At 36.9% G+C, this 18,128-nt stretch carries 18 protein-coding genes; 9 read left to right on the plus strand and 9 right to left on the minus strand.

Annotated features, from left to right (window positions below; genetic code table 11):
* Positions 1–102: 102 nt before the first annotated feature.
* Genes L990_RS13775 through selD form a run of 6 tightly spaced genes read left to right on the plus strand, consistent with a single transcriptional unit; the run spans position 103 to position 5,466 of the window.
* Complete coding sequence (locus tag L990_RS13775; RefSeq protein ID WP_047450525.1) at positions 103–1,137, plus strand: threonine aldolase family protein; 1,035 nt, start codon at positions 103–105, stop codon at positions 1,135–1,137.
* 39 nt (positions 1,138–1,176) lie between these two features.
* The gene (locus L990_RS13780; RefSeq protein ID WP_081981717.1) at positions 1,177–2,466 is read left to right on the plus strand and encodes a serine hydrolase domain-containing protein; all 1,290 of its coding nucleotides are present in this window, start codon (positions 1,177–1,179) and stop codon (positions 2,464–2,466) included.
* Positions 2,403–3,113: a sulfurtransferase-like selenium metabolism protein YedF gene (yedF, locus tag L990_RS13785; RefSeq protein WP_081981718.1), complete on the plus strand. Its 711-nt coding sequence runs from the start codon at positions 2,403–2,405 to the stop codon at positions 3,111–3,113. The genes L990_RS13780 and yedF overlap by 64 nt, the downstream gene beginning before the upstream one ends.
* Complete coding sequence (locus tag L990_RS13790) at positions 3,113–4,228, plus strand: aminotransferase class V-fold PLP-dependent enzyme (protein ID WP_047450530.1); 1,116 nt, start codon at positions 3,113–3,115, stop codon at positions 4,226–4,228. Before yedF ends, L990_RS13790 begins: the two co-directional genes overlap by 1 nt.
* A complete protein-coding gene (locus tag L990_RS13795; RefSeq protein WP_047450533.1) occupies positions 4,229–4,438 on the plus strand; it encodes a DUF3343 domain-containing protein in 210 nt (69 codons plus the stop codon).
* Positions 4,438–5,466 carry a selenide, water dikinase SelD gene (gene selD, locus L990_RS13800; RefSeq protein ID WP_052181028.1) on the plus strand — a complete coding sequence of 343 codons (1,029 nt, stop codon included), beginning with the start codon at positions 4,438–4,440 and terminating at the stop codon, positions 5,464–5,466. Before L990_RS13795 ends, selD begins: the two co-directional genes overlap by 1 nt.
* A gap of 25 nt (positions 5,467–5,491) precedes the next feature.
* Here selD and L990_RS13805 read toward each other — a convergent pair whose 3' ends face one another.
* Entirely contained in the window at positions 5,492–5,779 is a 288-nt protein-coding gene (locus L990_RS13805; protein WP_197057299.1) for a hypothetical protein, read from the minus strand.
* A 183-nt stretch (positions 5,780–5,962) separates the two neighbouring features.
* Between L990_RS13805 and L990_RS13810 the strand changes: the two genes are divergently transcribed.
* Complete coding sequence (locus tag L990_RS13810) at positions 5,963–6,454, plus strand: thioredoxin family protein (protein ID WP_047450539.1); 492 nt, start codon at positions 5,963–5,965, stop codon at positions 6,452–6,454.
* 78 nt (positions 6,455–6,532) lie between these two features.
* Here L990_RS13810 and L990_RS13815 read toward each other — a convergent pair whose 3' ends face one another.
* The 3 genes from L990_RS13815 to gyrA form a co-directional block, all read right to left on the minus strand.
* Positions 6,533–7,837, minus strand: coding sequence for a tetratricopeptide repeat protein (locus L990_RS13815; RefSeq protein WP_047450542.1), 1,305 nt, complete (start codon positions 7,835–7,837; stop codon positions 6,533–6,535).
* Between the two features lie 128 nt (positions 7,838–7,965).
* Positions 7,966–9,264: a tetratricopeptide repeat protein gene (locus L990_RS13820; protein WP_047450545.1), complete on the minus strand. Its 1,299-nt coding sequence runs from the start codon at positions 9,262–9,264 to the stop codon at positions 7,966–7,968.
* Between the two features lie 26 nt (positions 9,265–9,290).
* Positions 9,291–11,798, minus strand: a complete 2,508-nt coding sequence (gyrA, locus tag L990_RS13825) for a DNA gyrase subunit A (protein WP_047450548.1) — start codon at positions 11,796–11,798, stop codon at positions 9,291–9,293.
* A gap of 218 nt (positions 11,799–12,016) precedes the next feature.
* Here gyrA and L990_RS13830 point away from each other — a divergent pair, with 218 nt between their 5' ends.
* Positions 12,017–14,554, plus strand: a complete 2,538-nt coding sequence (locus L990_RS13830) for an ATP-dependent Clp protease ATP-binding subunit (protein WP_047450550.1) — start codon at positions 12,017–12,019, stop codon at positions 14,552–14,554.
* Positions 14,555–14,582: 28 nt separating this feature from the next.
* Positions 14,583–15,098 carry a thiol peroxidase gene (gene tpx, locus L990_RS13835; protein WP_047450553.1) on the plus strand — a complete coding sequence of 172 codons (516 nt, stop codon included), beginning with the start codon at positions 14,583–14,585 and terminating at the stop codon, positions 15,096–15,098.
* Positions 15,099–15,128: 30 nt separating this feature from the next.
* On the opposite strand, the gene rimO is transcribed toward tpx, so the two are convergent.
* The 5 genes from rimO to rpmB all read right to left on the minus strand — a co-directional run bounded on the left by rimO (position 15,129) and on the right by rpmB (position 18,092).
* The gene (gene rimO / locus L990_RS13840; RefSeq protein WP_047450556.1) at positions 15,129–16,421 is read right to left on the minus strand and encodes a 30S ribosomal protein S12 methylthiotransferase RimO; all 1,293 of its coding nucleotides are present in this window, start codon (positions 16,419–16,421) and stop codon (positions 15,129–15,131) included.
* Positions 16,422–16,444: 23 nt separating this feature from the next.
* Positions 16,445–17,398, minus strand: coding sequence for a signal recognition particle-docking protein FtsY (ftsY, locus tag L990_RS13845; RefSeq protein ID WP_047450558.1), 954 nt, complete (start codon positions 17,396–17,398; stop codon positions 16,445–16,447).
* Positions 17,399–17,482: 84 nt separating this feature from the next.
* Positions 17,483–17,641, minus strand: coding sequence for a DUF4295 domain-containing protein (locus tag L990_RS19735; protein ID WP_081981719.1), 159 nt, complete (start codon positions 17,639–17,641; stop codon positions 17,483–17,485).
* A 10-nt stretch (positions 17,642–17,651) separates the two neighbouring features.
* Complete coding sequence (gene rpmG, locus L990_RS13850) at positions 17,652–17,834, minus strand: 50S ribosomal protein L33 (protein WP_047450560.1); 183 nt, start codon at positions 17,832–17,834, stop codon at positions 17,652–17,654.
* A 15-nt stretch (positions 17,835–17,849) separates the two neighbouring features.
* Complete coding sequence (rpmB, locus tag L990_RS13855; RefSeq protein WP_047450563.1) at positions 17,850–18,092, minus strand: 50S ribosomal protein L28; 243 nt, start codon at positions 18,090–18,092, stop codon at positions 17,850–17,852.
* Positions 18,093–18,128 lie beyond the last annotated feature (36 nt).

The following is an 18,128-nucleotide window of genomic DNA, read 5'->3' on the forward strand; positions in this document are numbered from 1 at the left end:
AGAAAAAGGGATGGTTATATTTATACATCCCTTTTTTATTTTCGGCTGCAAATGCAAATGATTAGTAATGTTGCATTTGCAGTTTGATAAAAATATTTACTTATGAAATCATTTGCAAGTGATAACTACTCAGGCATTCATCCTACGATAATGAATGCGATTATAGAGGCTAACCAAGGACATGTCTCTTCCTATGGATATGATGAGTATACTCGTAAAGCAGAGCTTCTATTTAAGCAGCATTTTGGGGAGCAAGCTGAAGCATTTTTTGTGTTTTTAGGTACAGCAGCCAATGTTTTGAGCCTTTCTTCAATTACAAAATCTTACGAAGCGGTGATTTGTACAGATTTGGCTCACATTAATGTGGACGAATGTGGAGCTCCCGAAAAACATGGTGGTTTCAAACTGCTTACGGTTCCGACCTGCAATGGAAAATTGGACCTAACGTTGGTGAAAAAACATTTAGAAAATGTTGGATTTGAGCACCATGTTCAACCTAGAGCTATTAGTATCTCTCAAACTACCGAGTTAGGGACGATATATACAACTGACGAAATTAAGGAAATAGCCGATTTTGCGCATGCTAATGGAATGTTTTTGCATATGGATGGAGCGAGGCTATCAAATGCCGCTGCCACTTTGAGACTTCCCTTTAGGTCCTTTACAACAGATCTTGGAGTTGATGTTGTTTCATTTGGAGGAACAAAAAATGGGATGATGCTGGGAGAGGCTACCATATTCTTAAATCCTAATCTTGTAAGTGGATTTAAATACATGCGAAAGCAAGCGATGCAACTTGCTTCTAAAATGCGTTTTATAAGTGCACAATTTATTGCTTACTTAACAGATAATCATTGTATAAAAACAGCGATGCATGCCAACCTAATGGCTAGTTACCTTGCTGACAGCGTAAAAAATATACCAAGTATATCAATAACCCAGTCCGTTGATGCAAATGCAGTATTTGTAACTTTTCCGAAAGAGTTAACACCCATTTTGCAGGAGACATCTTTCTTTTATTTGTGGAATGAAGAATTGAATGAAGCAAGGTGGATGACATCTTGGGATACGGAACCTCATGATATCGACCAGTTTGTTAAAAAAATAGTTTTAGCTTTAAACGAAATTAAGTTATAAAATACTTTCCTATTTTGCGACGACTTTAAATGAGGAGAGATGATGAGGGGGAAGATAGCTACAGCTTATATTGTTAGCATACTAGGCTTTTTTAATACAACTGATTTATTTGCAAAAGGATATACGGATGTACCAGTACCAGCTATTGCAGTACCAGGCAATCCTCCACAAGTTCCGTATGAAATTGCAATGATTGATCAAAGCATTCAAAGTTTTATAAGTAGGGCAAAAATAAAGGGGGCTTCCTTAGCCGTAGTAAAAGATGGATCTATAGTTTATGCTAAAGGGTATGGATATGTCAATGCGCAAGATAAAACACCTGTAGAACCATACCATCTATTCAGAATTGCTTCTGTATCTAAATTGATAACTGCGACTGGTGTTATGCAGCTAATTCAAAGTGGTCAACTTTCATTAGATCAGAAGGTTTTTGGTCCTGAAGGAATTCTTAATGATCCAGCATATTCGGGTTATAAGGATCCTCGATATGAAAAAATAACGGTAAAAATGTTGCTTAATCATAGCGCAGGATGGAGTGGACGAAGAGCAGATCCGATGTTTAGCAAGGAGTTGATTGCAAAAACACTAAAAAAAACATTACCTCTTGCACTGCAAGATATTGTACAGTTTGTTTTTCGAAATAACTTAGACTTTGAACCAGGACAAAGAAGTTCTTACTCAAATTTTGGTTATGTTCTATTAGGTCAGATAATTAGTAAAGTTTCTAAAACTGACTATGAACGATATATTCGCTTAAATGTATTGGCTCCACTTGGTATTAAAACTGCCTATATAGCGAATAACTATCCCGAAGAAAAATACCCGAATGAAGTATCCTACTATGATCTTCGTGGTAATGGCGTGGTTTCAGCTTGGGATGGATCAGGAAGGTTGGTACCTCGTAATGCAGGAGGTAATGACTTAAAAATGTTAGGTCCTGCAGGGGGATGGGTAGCGTCTTCTGTTGATATCGCAAAACTGCTTATTGGCGTTGCTGGATACGAAAATCACAACATTCTTTCAAGGGAAATTATTAACGAAATGACCACCCGAGAGGCCTACATCCAACCATTAGGATGGATTGGTTCTGATAATAATGGACGATACTGGAGAAGTGGTTCTTTATCAGGTACTTCTGCAATGGTTGTTAAAGAAAAGAATGGACTCTCATGGGTTTTTTTAAGTAATACAAGTACGCGTTCGGGAAATAAATTGCCCCGTATGATTGATACTGTTGTGCATAGATCTCTAAATAATGTGCAAGAATGGCCTACAGCAGGCAACTTGTGGTCGTTTACAAATCAGTTAGATTCGCTGAAGAACCTTTAGTTTTAAAAGAAATTGTTCTATTTCTGCTATCTTTATCATCAAAAATGGTTGAAGTAAACTGTATCGGACAAAAGTGTCCAATGCCGCTAATTACTACGAAAAAGGCGTTAATTGGCAATCCAAATGATACTCTTTGTATACTATTAGATAATGAAACCTCTTGCTCTAATCTTAAAACTTACTTAACTGACAATGGGTTAGAATTCTCAGTTGAAAAAGTTAATGGAGTTTTTCGAATAGTAACAGGTAATTCTATAGTGCAGATCGAATCTTTAGGGAATGAAGAAAATTACTGTAACTCAAACCTTGAACGAAGTTATATAGTTGTTTTGGACTCTAACGAAATGGGGCAGGGGAGCATGGAGTTAGGTACAATTCTTTTGAAAGGATTTCTTTCGGCACTTTCGGAGAGCGATTTTTTACCTGCAGAAGTAATATGCTATAATAAAGGAGTTCTTCTCGCATCCTCGAATACCCCTTTTGCTGGTTACCTAAAAGTTTTAGAGGATAAAAATGTAAAAATCACACTTTGTGGTACTTGTGTTGACTACTTTGGTATAAAAGATGAGTTGCAGGTCGGGAAAATTTCTAATATGATGTACATTTTAGAGCGTTTAAGTTCCTCTTTCAAAATAGTAAAGCCATAATGAACGGCTATTTTGACAATGCCTCCACTAGTTTTCCCAAACCTGAAGATGTTGGCCGCTCAATTCTTAGCTACCTCTCGCTAGGAGGAACTTATGGGAGATCTAGCCATCAGAAAACTTTTTATGTGTCGAAGGTTGTAGAGGATACGCGTTCATTGCTAGCAAAACAGCTGGGCATAGCTAATTCTGAAAATCTTATATTTTGTAGTTCTGCTACCGAAGCTGCAAACACAATAATTCAAGGATTTCCTTTTTCATCTAACGGAAAAATATTGCTTGACTCGATGAGTCATAATGCAATTGCTCGTCCTATATTTCGTAAATATCAGCAACAAGGTGTTTTGATGCAGGAAATACCACATTTATCAGATGGTCTTATTGATATTGAGTCGCTTGGTCGTGTTGATACGAAAAATGTAGAGCTTATTGTTGTTAATCATGTAAGCAATGTAAATGGCGTTAAGCAAAATGTTCAAGCTATAAAGGAGTATTTTGGAAATATTCCTTTACTTGTTGATGTATCTCAATCTGTCGGGAAAGAAAGTATTAACGCAAGTTTATGGAATGCTGATTATCTTATTTTTACAGGCCATAAAGGTCTATTAGGTCCAACAGGAGTTGGTGGTTTTTATGCAAAAAATACGGCATCAATTGATCCATTTAAATATGGAGGAACGGGAAGTTTTTCTGAATCATTAGAGATGCCAAATTTTTCGCCTGATAAATTTGAAGCAGGTACACCTAATGTTTTGGGTATTTTTGGTTTGAATGGTGCTTTAAATTCAAAATTAGAGCCATTTCATAGTAGATCTGACTTTGAGGATTTTCTAAGTGAAATAAAAAAACTGAAATTCTACAATTTTTTTGGAGCGATTGACTTTGCCAATCAGTCGGAGCTTTTTTCGTTGTGCCACCAAAATATTAGTAATGATGATTTTGCATTTCGATTAGATCGTGAATTTAACGTGCAAGTCAGAACAGGACTGCATTGTTCGCCGATGGCTCACAAGGCTATTGGTACTTATCCGCACGGAACTGTTCGTTTTGCTCCTTCTATATACCATTGGCCGGAAGATCTAGATAGGCTTCTTGCTATTTTGTTTAGTATTAAATAGATGAATATTATTGTTTTTCAAAATATTAGATTTGTTATTCTTGGAGAAGAAGTGCTGGTTAAGAATGGAATCTCTGTGACTATTCGCCCAGTACCGAATCAAATTTCTAGTGAGTGTGGAATGTGCATAGAAGTAGGTAGTGATGATTTAGATGCTGTAAAAAAACTACTAGACGATTGTGCTATAACTTTTCAATTGGTAAAAATATAATGATTGATTTGCTAAATACTGTAGAAAACGGAGGTTGTTCGGCAAAACTATCTGCTAAAGAGCTAGATAAGTTATTGCTAAACTTTCCTGTATTTCATTCAGATAATATATTGGTCGACAATAGCTTGCATGATGATGCTGGCGTGTACAAAATATCTGATGATACTGCTTTAATTTTTACAGCCGATTTTTTTCCTCCAGTATGCTCTGATCCCTATACATTTGGAAGAATAGCTGCCGCTAATTCATTGAGTGATATTTATGCTATGGGGGGAATTCCTTTAATGGCATTGAATATTAACATGTATCCAGCAAATCTTCCTGTCGAAGGCTTATCTGAAATTCTAAGAGGTGGTAATGACATGGCTCGGCAAGCAGGTGTTGCCATTATGGGCGGCCATACGATTGAGGATGCTACGCCTAAATATGGAATGGCAGTTATTGGAACAGTCCATCCTGATAGAATTATTAAAAATTCGGGATTAAAAATTGGGCAAAGGCTTATATTAACAAAGCCTATTGGAACCTCATCTGTTTTGTCTGCCCAAAAGGTTGGTTTGGCATCGGAATTTCATGTTGGGGCGGTTCTAGATTCAATGGCTAGGTTGAATGATGTTGCATTGAGTACAATGCTACCTTTTAATCCAACAGGAGGAACTGATGTAACAGGATTCGGGCTCGCTGGTCATTCTCATAGGCTCGCTTTAGCAAGTAATGTGAGCATCGAATTTGAGTTTCAAAAAATACCGTTGTTTGAAGGGGTAATGGAGTTCTATGAGCAGGGATGTATTCCTGGATCAACCTTTAGAAATAGAGAGTTCGTAGGCGATGAAATTCATTTTTCAGAGTACTTGAAATATGAAGAAAGAATGCTTCTTTTTGATGCACAAACTTCCGGCGGATTACTATTCGGAATTGATCAAGATCTGGCTAATATGGCTGTCAAAAATCTAAGAAATGCAGGGATAGAAGCATGTGATATAGGACGAGTTATAAGTCGTGATGCGAGTACTGTTTATGTTAAATAAAAAAAAGAGCGATTTCGCTCTTTTTTTAATCATCATTATCGTCATATGAATCGTCAGCTGAATCTGGAAAATCGTCGCCTCCCGAATCATTGTCGTCATCAAAAATATCTTTGTCTTCCTCTTCCTTATTGCGATTGTCAATTTTGACATCTACCTTAATCAGGTAGCTTACGTCTACTAAATCTAGCGTAATCGCATAAAAGAAGTCTCCTGGAGCCTTTTCAACCTTAATTACATAATCATTCCAGCCATTGGGATATTTCTTTTTTACTTCCTCAAGAATTTCAGGTGCTAGATTTTTATAACTAGTCACCACTCGTTTCTTAATAGCAGGTTTCTTTTCCATACACAGTGATCAATTGTCCAAATTATTACCACAATTATAAGACAAAAAATATTATCGTATCAAGCCTATGCTAATTTTTTTTTGTCCTTTTTTTAATAGAAATTGCTATATGAAGTATCATCTTTGTGTGCAACCATTTAATCATTAATTATGAAAAAGGTAATTGTTTTGATTTTCATGTTTTTAGGGGCACTTGTGGCAAATGCTCAAATTGAGGTGCCGGCGGCTAAAATTTACAATCCGGAGGCGGATGCTAAGGCTGATCTTGATAAGGCCGTTGGTCAGGCTCTAAAAGAAAGCAAAAATGTATTAATTCAAGTTGGAGGGAACTGGTGTCCATGGTGTCTTCGGTTACATAAGTTTATCGATGCTGATGCAGATATAAAAAAAGTAATTCAGGATAACTACGTTTTTTTACTTGTAAACTACAGTAAGGAGAACAAGAATGAAGCTGTTCTAGAATCTTTAGGCTTTCCTCAAAGGTTTGGATTTCCTGTTTTTGTAGTGCTAAATTCGGCTAGAAAAGTTATACATATTCAAGATTCAGGCTACTTGGAATCCGAGAAAACGTACAGCAAGGAGAAGCTAATTCGATTTTTCAAACTATGGACTCCAGCGGCTTGTTCTGGAATCAAGGAATAATCAAATGTCTCATAATGCATATTATGATAAATAAAAGAAAGGATAAATAGGGCTGCTATTTTTAGGCAGCCCTACTTATTACATGCTTTGAAATATCGCATTAAATTCTTCGTACTTCTTTTTCATGTCTTCACTTTCATTTCGGAAGCGGAAATAAATATTTTTGATATTTTCCACAAGATTTTTATCCTTTGGATTAATGTTGTATGCAACTAAAAATTGCTCTAGCGACATTTTTAACTTTGCATCGGCATCTTTCAGAAGCTTTTCATACTCTTGCTTATTATTGACATCGACGCTGTTAGATTTATTAACGAGTTCAAGAGCTTGGTTGTAGTATGTTACTCCAACGTTATTCCATCCCTCAAAATATTTGCTATTTATGGCTACTGACTTTTTGTACCAAATCAATGCTTGCTCGTAATCTTTAAATTTTTCATAAAAAGAACCTTTTATCAAGTAAAGTGATGGATTTTGTGGATCAAGCAGAATTGCCTTGTCTAAATAAGGGATAACATTCTTTGGATCTTCGTTTTGTGATAAGTATAAGTTTATGATTCCAAATATATTGGCTGTATTTGCTGGGAACATCTCAAGCCCTTTTAAGTAGCATTCTTTTGATTTTTCAACCTCTTTAATAGCGCTATAGGCTTCTCCTAATAGTTTGTATGTATCTCCATTTTGATAGCATCTATTACTAATTGCTATTTGTCCATATTTAGCTGCTTCTGAATAATTTGAGGCTTCAAGCGATGCAAATGCAGCAAAGTAGGCAATTAAAGTATCTGGAGTGTTTACAGCAGCATGCGCAGAAGACTGAAAGCCAAGGGCGAAGTATTTTGCTGCTTCTGCTTTGTTCCCTGCTCCGTAAGCATTATTTGCTGTTTTTATAAAATAGTTTTTGTATGTTACTAAGGCTTCTTTTACCTTTTTCGTAGATTTGCTTGGATCAATCGAATATGCTTTTTCGATTGCCAGATAGCCTGTTTCTAACGGATTTTCAACCCCACTATCTTTTATTGTCCAATATAGCAGCTTCCCATTTTCAAAAAATAGATCAATGTAGGGATATTCAAACTTAGTTAAAGGCTTTCCTCCTACTTGAATTTCTGAATTTGTGTTTGCTTTTCCTAGAAGAAGTTCTGCTTCTGCTTGTCCCATGTTTAGGTATGCGCCAGCAAGCGGACTTTCTGCTATCTCTCCAAAAATATCAGCTCTTTTGAGCCATATTTTATAGTTAGAGCTCGCTTTTGCATCCGTAACTTCATTGTTACTTTTTTCTGCTTTTGCTTTAACATCTGCAGGGTCGTAGCCTTTTTGGGCAAATATAATGTTGGACGTAAGAAGCAACATTAATGCTGAGAATAGAATTTTTCGTGTCATTTATGTTAGGTTTTACAGTAATGTAGAAGATTGGAGGTCGGTTGACTTGTTTAATTTTGTAGGATTGTCATAATAAGGTTACCAATATTAAGTAATAGTATAAAAAAAAGGGGCTTAAGCCCCCTTTTTTACATACCTTGAAGTATTTGATTAAATTCTTCGTATTTCTTTTTCATATCCTCACTTTCGTTGCGGAAGCGGAAGTAGATATTCTTGATGTTTTCAACAACAAATTTGTCTTTAGAATTAATGCCGTAAGCAACTAAGAATTTCTCTAACGATTTTTTGAATTGAACGTCGGCCTCTTTTAGGAGCCTATCGTATTCTTTTTGGTTGTTTACATCAATTGTTTGAGATTTAGTGATAAACTCAACACCCATATTGTAATAAACAACACCTTGATTCACCCAACCTTCAAAATACTTAGGGCTGATTTCTGTTGATTTAACATAAGCCGCTAAAGCGTTGTCTAACTCCTTGAATTTTTCATAGAAGGTTCCTTTTACAAAATATAGAGAAGGATTTTTGGGATCTAGTTCGATTGCCTTATCTAAATAAGGAAGAACATTTTTAGGATCTTCGTTTTGGCTTAGGTAAAAGTTAATGATGCCAAAAATAATAGATGTATTTGTTGGATATTTCTCCAAACCTGTTAGGAAGGCTTCTTTTGCTTTGGTTGAGTTTTTCAATCCGCTATAGGCCTCTCCCATTATTTTGTATACATCGCCATTTTGGAAGCATTTGTTATCAATGGCAAATTGGCCATATTTTACAGCGTCATTAAAGTTAGAAGCTTCTAATGCGGCATAGGCTGCATAGTAGGCTACTAAAGTATCAGGATTATTTACAGTTTGATGGGCTGATGCCTGAAAACCTAGCGCAAAGTATTTTGCTGCTTCTGCCTTATTTGCAGCGCTATAAGCGTTATTAGCAGCCTTTACAAAATAGTTTTTGTAGGTTACTAGCGCTTCCTTTACCTTTTTTGCTGATTTGTTCTGATCGATTGAGTAGGCTTTTTCAATAGCTTCGTAACCGGTTACTAGCGGATTCTCAACTCCAGCATCTTTAATTGTCCAGTAAAGAAGTTTTCCTCCTTCAAAGAAAAGATCGACGTAGTTGTATTCTAACTTCGTTAGCGCTTTTCCGTTAACTTGAACTTCTGATGTTGTATTCGCTTTTCCTACAAGTAGTTCTGCTTCTGCTTGTCCCATTCCTGGATATGCGCCAGCAAGAGGAGCCTCTGCTATTTCTGCAAAGTTGTCTGCTCTCTTTAACCATGTTTTATAGTTTGCTCCAGCTTTTGCATCTGCAATTTCTGCATTGCTTTTCTCTGCTTTTGCCTTAACATCTGCAGGGTTATATCCCTTTTGTGCAAAGCCCAAATTAAGTGCAAATGCTAATGCGATTGCAAGTGTGAACTTTTTCATAAAAATATGCGTATTTAAGTGTGTTACTATTCTTGAACGTCAGTGATAATCTCAATGTTGCTAGCCGATTCTTCAATTTCATCGTCTTTGTCATCAGACTTAGGAACACTTGCGACAGATGCGATTGAGTCGTTATTTCTTAAATTTATCAACTTCACACCTTGAGTTGCTCTACCTGTTACGCGAATGTCACAAATTGCTAATCGAATTGTCAGACCCGATTTATTGATAATCATTAAATCATTCTGATCAGTAACCGATTTAATAGCAATAAGTTCTCCTGTTTTGTCTGTTATATTCATGGTACGAACACCTTTACCTCCACGATTGGTGATACGATATTCGTCTAGAAGCGATTTTTTTCCGTAACCATGTTCAGAAACTACTAGTACATTTTCAAGTTCTTGGTTTTCAACGCAAATCATACCAACAACTTCGTCGGTATCAGACATTGCGATTGCTTTTACACCCGCTCCTGTACGTCCTATTGCACGTATTTTCTGTTCATTAAATCTGATGGCTTTTCCTTCTCTAGAAGCTATCAATATTTCGTTTGATCCGTTGGTTAGGCATGCCTCTAATAGCTGATCACCATCTTTAATTGTAATGGCGTTGACCCCATTTGCCCTTGGACGCGAATATGCTTCTAGCTGAGTTTTTTTGATTATACCTTTTTTGGTACAAAGTACAATAAAGTTATTTTCAATATACTCCTTATCGGTGAGTCGCTTAACATTCATGTAAGCCTTAACTTTATCGTCAGGCTCGATGTTTAAAACATTTTGAATGGCTCTACCTTTTGAGGCTTTTGTTCCTTCTGGAATATCATAAACTTTTAACCAGTAGCATCTTCCCTTTTCTGTAAAGAAAAGCATCATGTTATGCATACTAGTTACATATATATGCTCAATAAAGTCGGCATCGCGGGTTGTGCTACCTTTTGAGCCAACTCCTCCCCTTGATTGAGTTCTATATTCTGTTAAAGGAGTTCTTTTTACATAGCCTAAATGAGAAATTGTAATTACAACATCTTCATCTGCATAAAAATCTTCAGGATTGAATTCTTCTGCATTAAGAACTATTTCTGTTTTACGAGCGTCTCCGTACTTATCTTTTACTTCTGCAAGCTCATCTTTAATTACTTGCATTTGCAAAATTGGATCTGCTAGAATAGCACGAAGTCTAGCGATAAGTTCCATAAGCTCATTGTACTCGTTTTGAAGTTTTTCACGTTCTAAGCCGGTAAGACTTCTCAAACGCATATCAATGATTGCTCTAGCTTGAATTTCCGAGAATTGCAGTTTATCGACTAACGTGTTTAATGCTTCGTCTGGAGTTTTTGAACCACGTATTATAGAGATTACTTCATCTAGATGGTCTAATGCTTTAAGTAAACCTTCTAAAATATGTGCTCGCTTTTCTGCTTGATCCAACTCAAATTGGGTGCGACGTAAAATAACTTCGTGCCTATGGCGAACAAAGTATTTTATGAGCTGCTTTAGGTTTAGTAGACGAGGACGACCATCTACGAGTGCAATGTTGTTTATTGGAAAAGACGACTGCAGCTGGGTATGCTTATACAGGTTATTTAAAACGACATTTGCAACGGCATCCTTTTTAAGGATAATAACGATGCGCATTCCAGTTCTATCTGACTCGTCATTTATGTATGAAATTCCCTCTATTTTCTTTTCATTAATAAGGTCTGCGATCTTTTTGATCATTTCAGCCTTATTTACCATGTAAGGAATTTCGGTTATGATGATTTTGTCTCGTCCTGAGTCTGTAACCTCAATTTCTGTTTTAGAACGAAGGATTACCTTACCTCTACCCTTTTCAAAAGCATCTCTAACACCTTGATAACCATAAATAATTCCTCCTGTTGGAAAATCTGGCGCCTTAACAAAGGCCATCAATTCTTCAACAGTAATTTCATTGTTATCGATATACGCAATTGTTGCATCAACAATCTCAGAAAGATTGTGAGGGGCCATGTTTGTAGCCATCCCAACCGCGATTCCTGATGCTCCATTAACTAATAGCATTGGAATCTTGGCTGGCAATACGGTTGGTTCCTCAAGCGTATCGTCAAAGTTTGGTTTGAAGGAAACGGTATTCTTTTCTAGATCGGCTAACGCCTCTTCTGCAATTTTCTTTAACCGAGCTTCGGTATAACGCATTGCAGCAGGGCTATCTCCATCTATCGAACCAAAGTTTCCCTGCCCTTCTACTAGAGGATAACGCATTGCCCAATCCTGAGCCATGCGAACCATTGCCTCATATACAGATGAGTCTCCATGTGGGTGGTATTTACCAAGAACTTCCCCGACAATTCTCGCAGACTTTTTATATGCGCGATTGGAGAAAACCCCCAACTCGTTCATTCCGTAAAGAACCCTTCTGTGTACAGGCTTTAATCCATCTCGAACATCTGGGAGTGCACGAGCAACAATAACCGACATTGAATAGTCGATGTATGCTGTTTTCATCTCCTCTTCAATGTTGATTTTAATGATCTTTTCTCCTTGAGTCATATTATGTTATCTCTCAAATATTGACAAATTCAGTTTGCTAAGTTACTTAATTAAGCTTTAAAATCATTGCTTTAATCAATGTATTTTCAACAATTGCTTATTTTGTTCGTTATATGATAAAGATACAGGAAAACTTCGTATCTTACAAATATGATTATCGTTAAATGACTTGTATTATAAGCATTTGATAGATAATTTAGTACCCAAATTTTACATTTATGGATTCAAAATTCAGCGATAAGATTAAAAACGTCATTACTTACAGTAAAGAGGAGGCTGCCCGCTTGGGCAACCAATCTGTTGGTGCAGAGCACTTACTGCTAGGAATTATAAGAGAGGGGACGGGAGTTGCTATCGAAGTTTTGAACGCATTAGACGTAGACATTGATACGCTTAAACGATCGATAGAGGATAAAATCCGAACCGATTTTGTGATACCTATAAATGAACTTGAGAGTATTAATCTTCTCAAGTCTGCCGAAAGAGTTTTAAAACTTGTTCATTTGGAGGCTAAAGCATTGAAAAATGATGTAATCGGAACAGGACACCTGCTCCTTGCGCTTATGCGCGACGGCTCTAATTTAGGAAGTATTTCTTTGAGCGAGCAAAGCATTGATTATGTTAAGGTAAAGCAGCAGCTCGAGTCGAAGACCATTAAAGCTCAAAGCGACTTTAATGATGATGATGAGGATAAAGATATTTTCTCTTCAAAATCCTCTCAAAACTCAAAATCGAACTCCAATACACCTGTTTTGGACAATTTTGGGATTGACCTCACAAAGGCGGCGGAAGAAAATAAGTTGGACCCCATTGTAGGAAGAGAAAAGGAAATTGAGCGAATAGCTCAAATACTGAGTAGAAGAAAAAAGAACAACCCCATTCTTATTGGGGAGCCTGGAGTTGGAAAATCAGCAATTGCAGAAGGACTAGCCTTGCGGATTATTAAACGCCAAGTTTCGAGAGTCTTATTTGGAAAGCGTGTTGTTACACTCGATTTAGCTTCAATTGTTGCTGGAACAAAGTATAGAGGGCAATTTGAAGAGAGAATGAAAGCAATCCTAAATGAGCTTTCGCAGGTTAATAACATAATTCTTTTTATTGACGAAATTCATACAATTGTTGGCGCAGGAGGTGCTACAGGTTCGTTAGATGCGGCGAATATGCTTAAACCCGCATTGGCACGTGGTGAAATACAATGTATTGGCGCGACAACACTTGATGAATACCGAGAGTATATAGAAAAGGATGGTGCATTAGAGCGTCGCTTTCAGAAGGTGATGGTTGATCCTACATCTCCCGATGAAACGGTTGAAATTCTAAATAAGATAAAAGCAAAATATGAAGAGTACCATAACGTTATTTATACACCAGAGGCTATTGAAGCGTGTGTAAAATTAACTATGCGTTATGTTACGGACAGATGCTTGCCTGATAAGGCCATTGATGCGCTAGATGAGGCTGGGTCGAGAGTTCATATCTCGAATATTAAAGTCCCAGAACGTATTTCTCTTGTAGAAATGCAAATTGAAGATGCTCGCTCTGAAAAACTTGCTGCGGTCAAGAATCTTCAGTTTGAAATTGCAGCAAACTTTAGAGATAAGGAAAAGAAGCTAATGGAAGCATTAGAATCTGAGCAGCAGCAATGGGAACGGGATTTATCTAAAAACAAGCAAATTGTTGATGAAGAAAAAGTAGCAGAGGTTGTTGCTTTAATGACAGGTGTTCCAGTGCAGCGCATTGCTCAAGGAGAAGGAACAAGGCTCCTTAAAATGGCAGATGAACTCAAAGGTAGTGTTATTGGGCAAGATGAGGCGATACAAAAAATAGTTAGGGCAATTCAGCGTAATCGTGCTGGACTAAAGGATCCTAATAAACCGATTGGAACATTTGTTTTTCTAGGTCCAACGGGAGTTGGTAAAACACAGCTCGCAAAGGTTCTCGCAAAATACTTATTCGATTCTACTGATAATTTAATTCGAGTAGATATGAGCGAGTATATGGAAAAATTTTCTGTAAGTAGATTGGTCGGTGCACCTCCTGGATACGTTGGATACGAGGAAGGTGGCCAGCTAACAGAGAAGGTGCGTCGTAAACCATACTCTGTTGTTCTTCTCGACGAAATAGAAAAAGCTCATCCTGATGTATTTCATTTATTACTTCAAGTTCTTGATGAAGGCTTACTTACCGATTCTTTAGGTCGTAAAATAGACTTTAAGAATACGATAATCATAATGACGTCGAATATTGGAACTCGCGAGCTAAAAGAATACGGACAGGGTGTCGGCTTTACCACTACATCTAAAGAAGAACAATTTAATGAAACTTCTAAAGGTGTTATTCAGAAGGCTCTTAGGAAAGCATTTGCACCTGAATTCTTAAATAGAATTGACGATATTATCTTATTTAATGCTCTTTCTAAGAAAGATATATTTAAGATTATCGATATAGAACTTAAGGGGCTATACTCTCGTGTTCTTCAGTTAGGCTTTAATATCCATCTAACTCCTGCAGCAAAAGATTTTATTGCAGAAAAAGGGTTCGATATTCAGTTTGGGGCTCGCCCGTTAAAAAGAGCAATTCAAAAATATTTGGAAGATCCTATGGCTGAGGTTATTATTAAATCAGGAGCAAAAACTGGAGATACTTTATCTGTCGCATTGAACAAGGACAAGACAGATGTTGTAATAAAAAAAGTTACATCAAAAGAAGGTAAATCTGTAAAAGCAATTGAACAAAAGCAAGACGTACAGGTTTAACGCATAACTTTACATTAAACAAAAAGCAATGAATAAAAACGCATCAAAAGTAAAATTTGCAGGAGGCCCTGTAACATTAGTTGGAACAGAAGTTATATTAGGACAAGTTGCGCCAAACTTTACGGCAGTTGGGGCTGATTTAAAGCCTGTGAGCCTTAACGATTTTGAAGGTAAAGTGAAGGTCATTTCTGCATTTCCTTCTGTTGACACGGGGGTTTGCGCGACTCAAACTAGAACTTTTAATAAGGCTGCCGCCGATTTGAGCAATGACATTGTGATAATTAATATTTCTGTAGATTTACCATTTGCCCAAAAACGCTTTTGTGGGGCAGAAGGTATTGACAAGGCTATTACTATTTCCGACCACAAAGCGGTTGACTTTGGGTTGAACTATGGATTCTTGATAGACGAACTTCGTTTGCTAGCAAGAGGAGTTGTTGTTATTGATAAAAATAATGTAATTAAGTATGTTGAATATGTTCCAGAAGTTACAACAGAACCTAATTACGAGGCAGCTTTAGAAATAGCAAAGACCTTGGTTTAAAAAACGAAGAGCGGCTAAAAGCCGCTCTTTTTATATGAATTTAGCAAAAAGATCAAACTCTTCTGCATCTATAATTTCTACGTCATAAAAATGACCGATTTTTGCATTCCCATTAACTTCAATAAGAACCTCTTGATCTACCTCTGGAGAATCGTATTCAGAACGTGCGATATAGTAATCTCCTTCAATGCGATCAATTAGAATGCGCATTGTTTTTCCAACTCGTTCCTTGTTTTTTTGTAGTGCTATTTCGGACTGAATTTGCATAATCTCCTCTACCCTATTCTGCTTAACTTCTTCTGATATTGAATCTTCAAAATTTATTGCAGAAAAAGTATTTTCTTCTTCAGAATAGGGAAATACTCCAAGCCTATCAAATTTAACTGTACGTACAAATTCTTTTAATTCCTCAAAATCAGCGCTAGATTCTCCCGGATGTCCTACTAAAAGCGTTGTTCTAATCGCAATGTCAGGGACTTCTTGCTTTAATTTATTGATTAGCGCGTATGTTTCTTCTTTGTTAATACCCCTTCTCATCTTTTTTAGGACTCTATCGCTAATATGTTGGAATGGGATGTCTAAGTAGCTACATACCTTTGGGTTGTTACGAAGAACTGCGATTACATCATCAGGAAAAAATGTAGGATAAGCATAATGAAGTCTTATCCATTCAATACCATTAACTTCCGAAAGTCTATTTAGTAATTCTCCTAGTTTTCTTTTACCGTAAATGTCTAGACCATAATACGTTGAATCTTGAGCAATAACAAGCAATTCTTTAACTCCTTTGTTGGCAAGAGTGGTGGCCTCTGCAACCAAATCTTCCATTGGAACTGAAATGTGCTTTCCTCTAATTAGGGGAATTGCACAGTATGAGCATCCCCAGTTGCAACCTTCTGAGATTTTTAAATAAGCGTAATGGTTGGGCGTTGTAATGCTCCTTTCTCCAAGCAAATCCGATTTGAGATCTCCTCCAATTGCTTTTACAATATCTTCTAAATTGTTTACGCCAAAGAAATCGTCTACCTCTGGTATTTCTGCCTGCAAATTTTTTTTATAACGTTCTGCAAGACATCCCATAACAAAAAGATGACGAATCTTTCCGCTAACTTTTGCGTGGGCAAATGATAATATGGTATCTATTGATTCCTCTTTTGCATCACCAATAAAGCCACAGGTGTTAATAACGACGACTTTAGCACTCGTGTCGTTAGAGTCATGTACAACGCTAAAGCCATTGACTTCTAATTGCTTAATTAAACGCTCAGAATCAACAAGATTTTTAGAGCAGCCTAATGTTACTATGTTTATTTTCTTCTTCATTTAATTAATTTCATCCTTTTTTGCTAACTGTTGAAAAGCGAGTTTACAAATGATTTTCTGTCAAATAGTTGCAAGTCTTCAACGCCTTCTCCAACACCTATGAATTTTACAGGAATTTTAAATTGGTCTGAAATTCCTAAAACAACGCCACCTTTAGCCGTTCCATCAAGTTTTGTAAGTGCTAGTGCTGTAACTTCTGTAGCAATGGTAAACTGCTTGGCTTGTTCAAAAGCATTTTGTCCAGTGGAGCCGTCAAGAACCAATAAAACCTCATGAGGAGCATCTGGTATAACTTTTTGCATAACATTTCTGATTTTTGAAAGCTCGTTCATAAGATTTATCTTGTTATGCAAACGTCCCGCCGTATCTATAATTACGACATCTGCATTATTCTTTTTGGCTGACGATAAAGTGTCAAAAGCTACAGATGCAGGGTCTGATCCCATTTGCTGCTTTATTATGGTTGCATTAGATCGTTCTGCCCAAACGCTAAGCTGTTCAATAGCGGCAGCCCTAAAGGTATCAGCAGCACCAAGAAAAACTTTTTTCCCATTCTTTGTTAGCTGTGCTGCAAGTTTTCCGATGGTTGTGGTTTTACCTACACCATTTACACCGACAACCATTACAACGTAGGGCTTTTTATTGTCTCCATAGGTTACCTTATCCTCGTATACCGAATTGTTTTCTTCGAGGAGGTTGGCAATTTCCTCCTTTAAAATGAGATTAAGTTCGTCGGTTCCCATGTACTTATCTCTGGCAACACGATCTTGAATGCGCTCAATTATCTTTACCGTAGTTTCAACCCCGACGTCGGATGTGATTAATGCTTCCTCGAGGTTGTCTAGGACATCATCGTCTACTCGTGATTTACCTGCAATAGCGCGTGATATCTTTGATAGAACGCTCTCTTTGGTTTTCTCTAACCCTTTGTCAAGCTGCTCTTTTTTCCCTTTCGAGAAGAAGTCGAATAATCCCATTGCTTTAAATTTTAATCGAGTGTAAATATAAAAAAAGCTTCTTTATTCAAGAAGCTTTTCTTTTACAATGAAATATGGTCGAGATTACTTTTTCGAGAAAAATTCCTTAACGTCTCCGGTTGGAACCATTTCTTCTTTAAAAGTGTAAGCTCCTGTCTTTTCAGACTTTACCATTTTGATACACTTCGTAAGGGCTTTTCCGCCTCCCTCTTTTTTAAGAGTTGCAACTACTTTTTTTGCCATGGTTCAATAACTATTTAATTTCTCTGTGGAGAGTTACTCTTTTCAGAATTGGGTTATACTTTCTTCTTTCGATACGTGCTGGAGTGTTTTTCTTGTTCTTTGTAGTCACGTAACGAGAAGTTCCTGGCATTCCGCTTTCTTTATGCTCGGTACACTCAAGAATTACTTGTACTCTATTACCTTTTTTTGCCATTTCTTGAATCTCCTATTAGTAAATGCCGATTAAACCTAGTTCTTGAGCCTTTGCTAGTGCATTCTTAAGCCCAATCTTGTTAATTGTACGGATGCCCTGAGTTGAAACTTTAAGGGTAATCCATCTGCTTTCTTCAACTAGGAAGAATTTTTTTACTTTCAAATTTGGCTCAAACGTTCTCTTAGTTCTTCTCTTAGAGTGAGATACGTTGTTTCCAACTTGAACTTTTCTTCCGGTGATTTGACAAACTTTTGACATTGCTATACCGTTTTTCTTTTCTTTCTCTTCAAACAG

Origin of the sequence: Alistipes sp. ZOR0009 (assembly GCF_000798815.1) — a bacterium.
Lineage (GTDB): Bacteria > Bacteroidota > Bacteroidia > Bacteroidales > ZOR0009 > Acetobacteroides.

What these genes read in the sequence shown, in the direction of transcription:
- L990_RS19735 (WP_081981719.1), bottom strand. Translation starts at nt 17,641, where the DNA reads ATGGCAAAAAAAGTAGTTGCAACTCTTAAAAAAGAGGGAGGCGGAAAA.
- ftsY (WP_047450558.1), bottom strand. Translation starts at nt 17,398, where the DNA reads ATGGGATTATTCGACTTCTTCTCGAAAGGGAAAAAAGAGCAGCTTGAC.
- gyrA (WP_047450548.1), bottom strand. Translation starts at nt 11,798, where the DNA reads ATGACTCAAGGAGAAAAGATCATTAAAATCAACATTGAAGAGGAGATG.
- L990_RS13790 (WP_047450530.1), top strand. Translation starts at nt 3,113, where the DNA reads ATGAACGGCTATTTTGACAATGCCTCCACTAGTTTTCCCAAACCTGAA.
- rpmG (WP_047450560.1), bottom strand. Translation starts at nt 17,834, where the DNA reads ATGGCAAAAAAAGGTAATAGAGTACAAGTAATTCTTGAGTGTACCGAG.
- L990_RS13820 (WP_047450545.1), bottom strand. Translation starts at nt 9,264, where the DNA reads ATGAAAAAGTTCACACTTGCAATCGCATTAGCATTTGCACTTAATTTG.
- tpx (WP_047450553.1), top strand. Translation starts at nt 14,583, where the DNA reads ATGAATAAAAACGCATCAAAAGTAAAATTTGCAGGAGGCCCTGTAACA.
- selD (WP_052181028.1), top strand. Translation starts at nt 4,438, where the DNA reads ATGATTGATTTGCTAAATACTGTAGAAAACGGAGGTTGTTCGGCAAAA.
- L990_RS13780 (WP_081981717.1), top strand. Translation starts at nt 1,177, where the DNA reads ATGATGAGGGGGAAGATAGCTACAGCTTATATTGTTAGCATACTAGGC.
- rpmB (WP_047450563.1), bottom strand. Translation starts at nt 18,092, where the DNA reads ATGTCAAAAGTTTGTCAAATCACCGGAAGAAAAGTTCAAGTTGGAAAC.
- yedF (WP_081981718.1), top strand. Translation starts at nt 2,403, where the DNA reads ATGGCCTACAGCAGGCAACTTGTGGTCGTTTACAAATCAGTTAGATTC.
- rimO (WP_047450556.1), bottom strand. Translation starts at nt 16,421, where the DNA reads ATGAAGAAGAAAATAAACATAGTAACATTAGGCTGCTCTAAAAATCTT.
- L990_RS13815 (WP_047450542.1), bottom strand. Translation starts at nt 7,837, where the DNA reads ATGACACGAAAAATTCTATTCTCAGCATTAATGTTGCTTCTTACGTCC.
- L990_RS13830 (WP_047450550.1), top strand. Translation starts at nt 12,017, where the DNA reads ATGGATTCAAAATTCAGCGATAAGATTAAAAACGTCATTACTTACAGT.
- L990_RS13795 (WP_047450533.1), top strand. Translation starts at nt 4,229, where the DNA reads ATGAATATTATTGTTTTTCAAAATATTAGATTTGTTATTCTTGGAGAA.
- L990_RS13810 (WP_047450539.1), top strand. Translation starts at nt 5,963, where the DNA reads ATGAAAAAGGTAATTGTTTTGATTTTCATGTTTTTAGGGGCACTTGTG.
- L990_RS13775 (WP_047450525.1), top strand. Translation starts at nt 103, where the DNA reads ATGAAATCATTTGCAAGTGATAACTACTCAGGCATTCATCCTACGATA.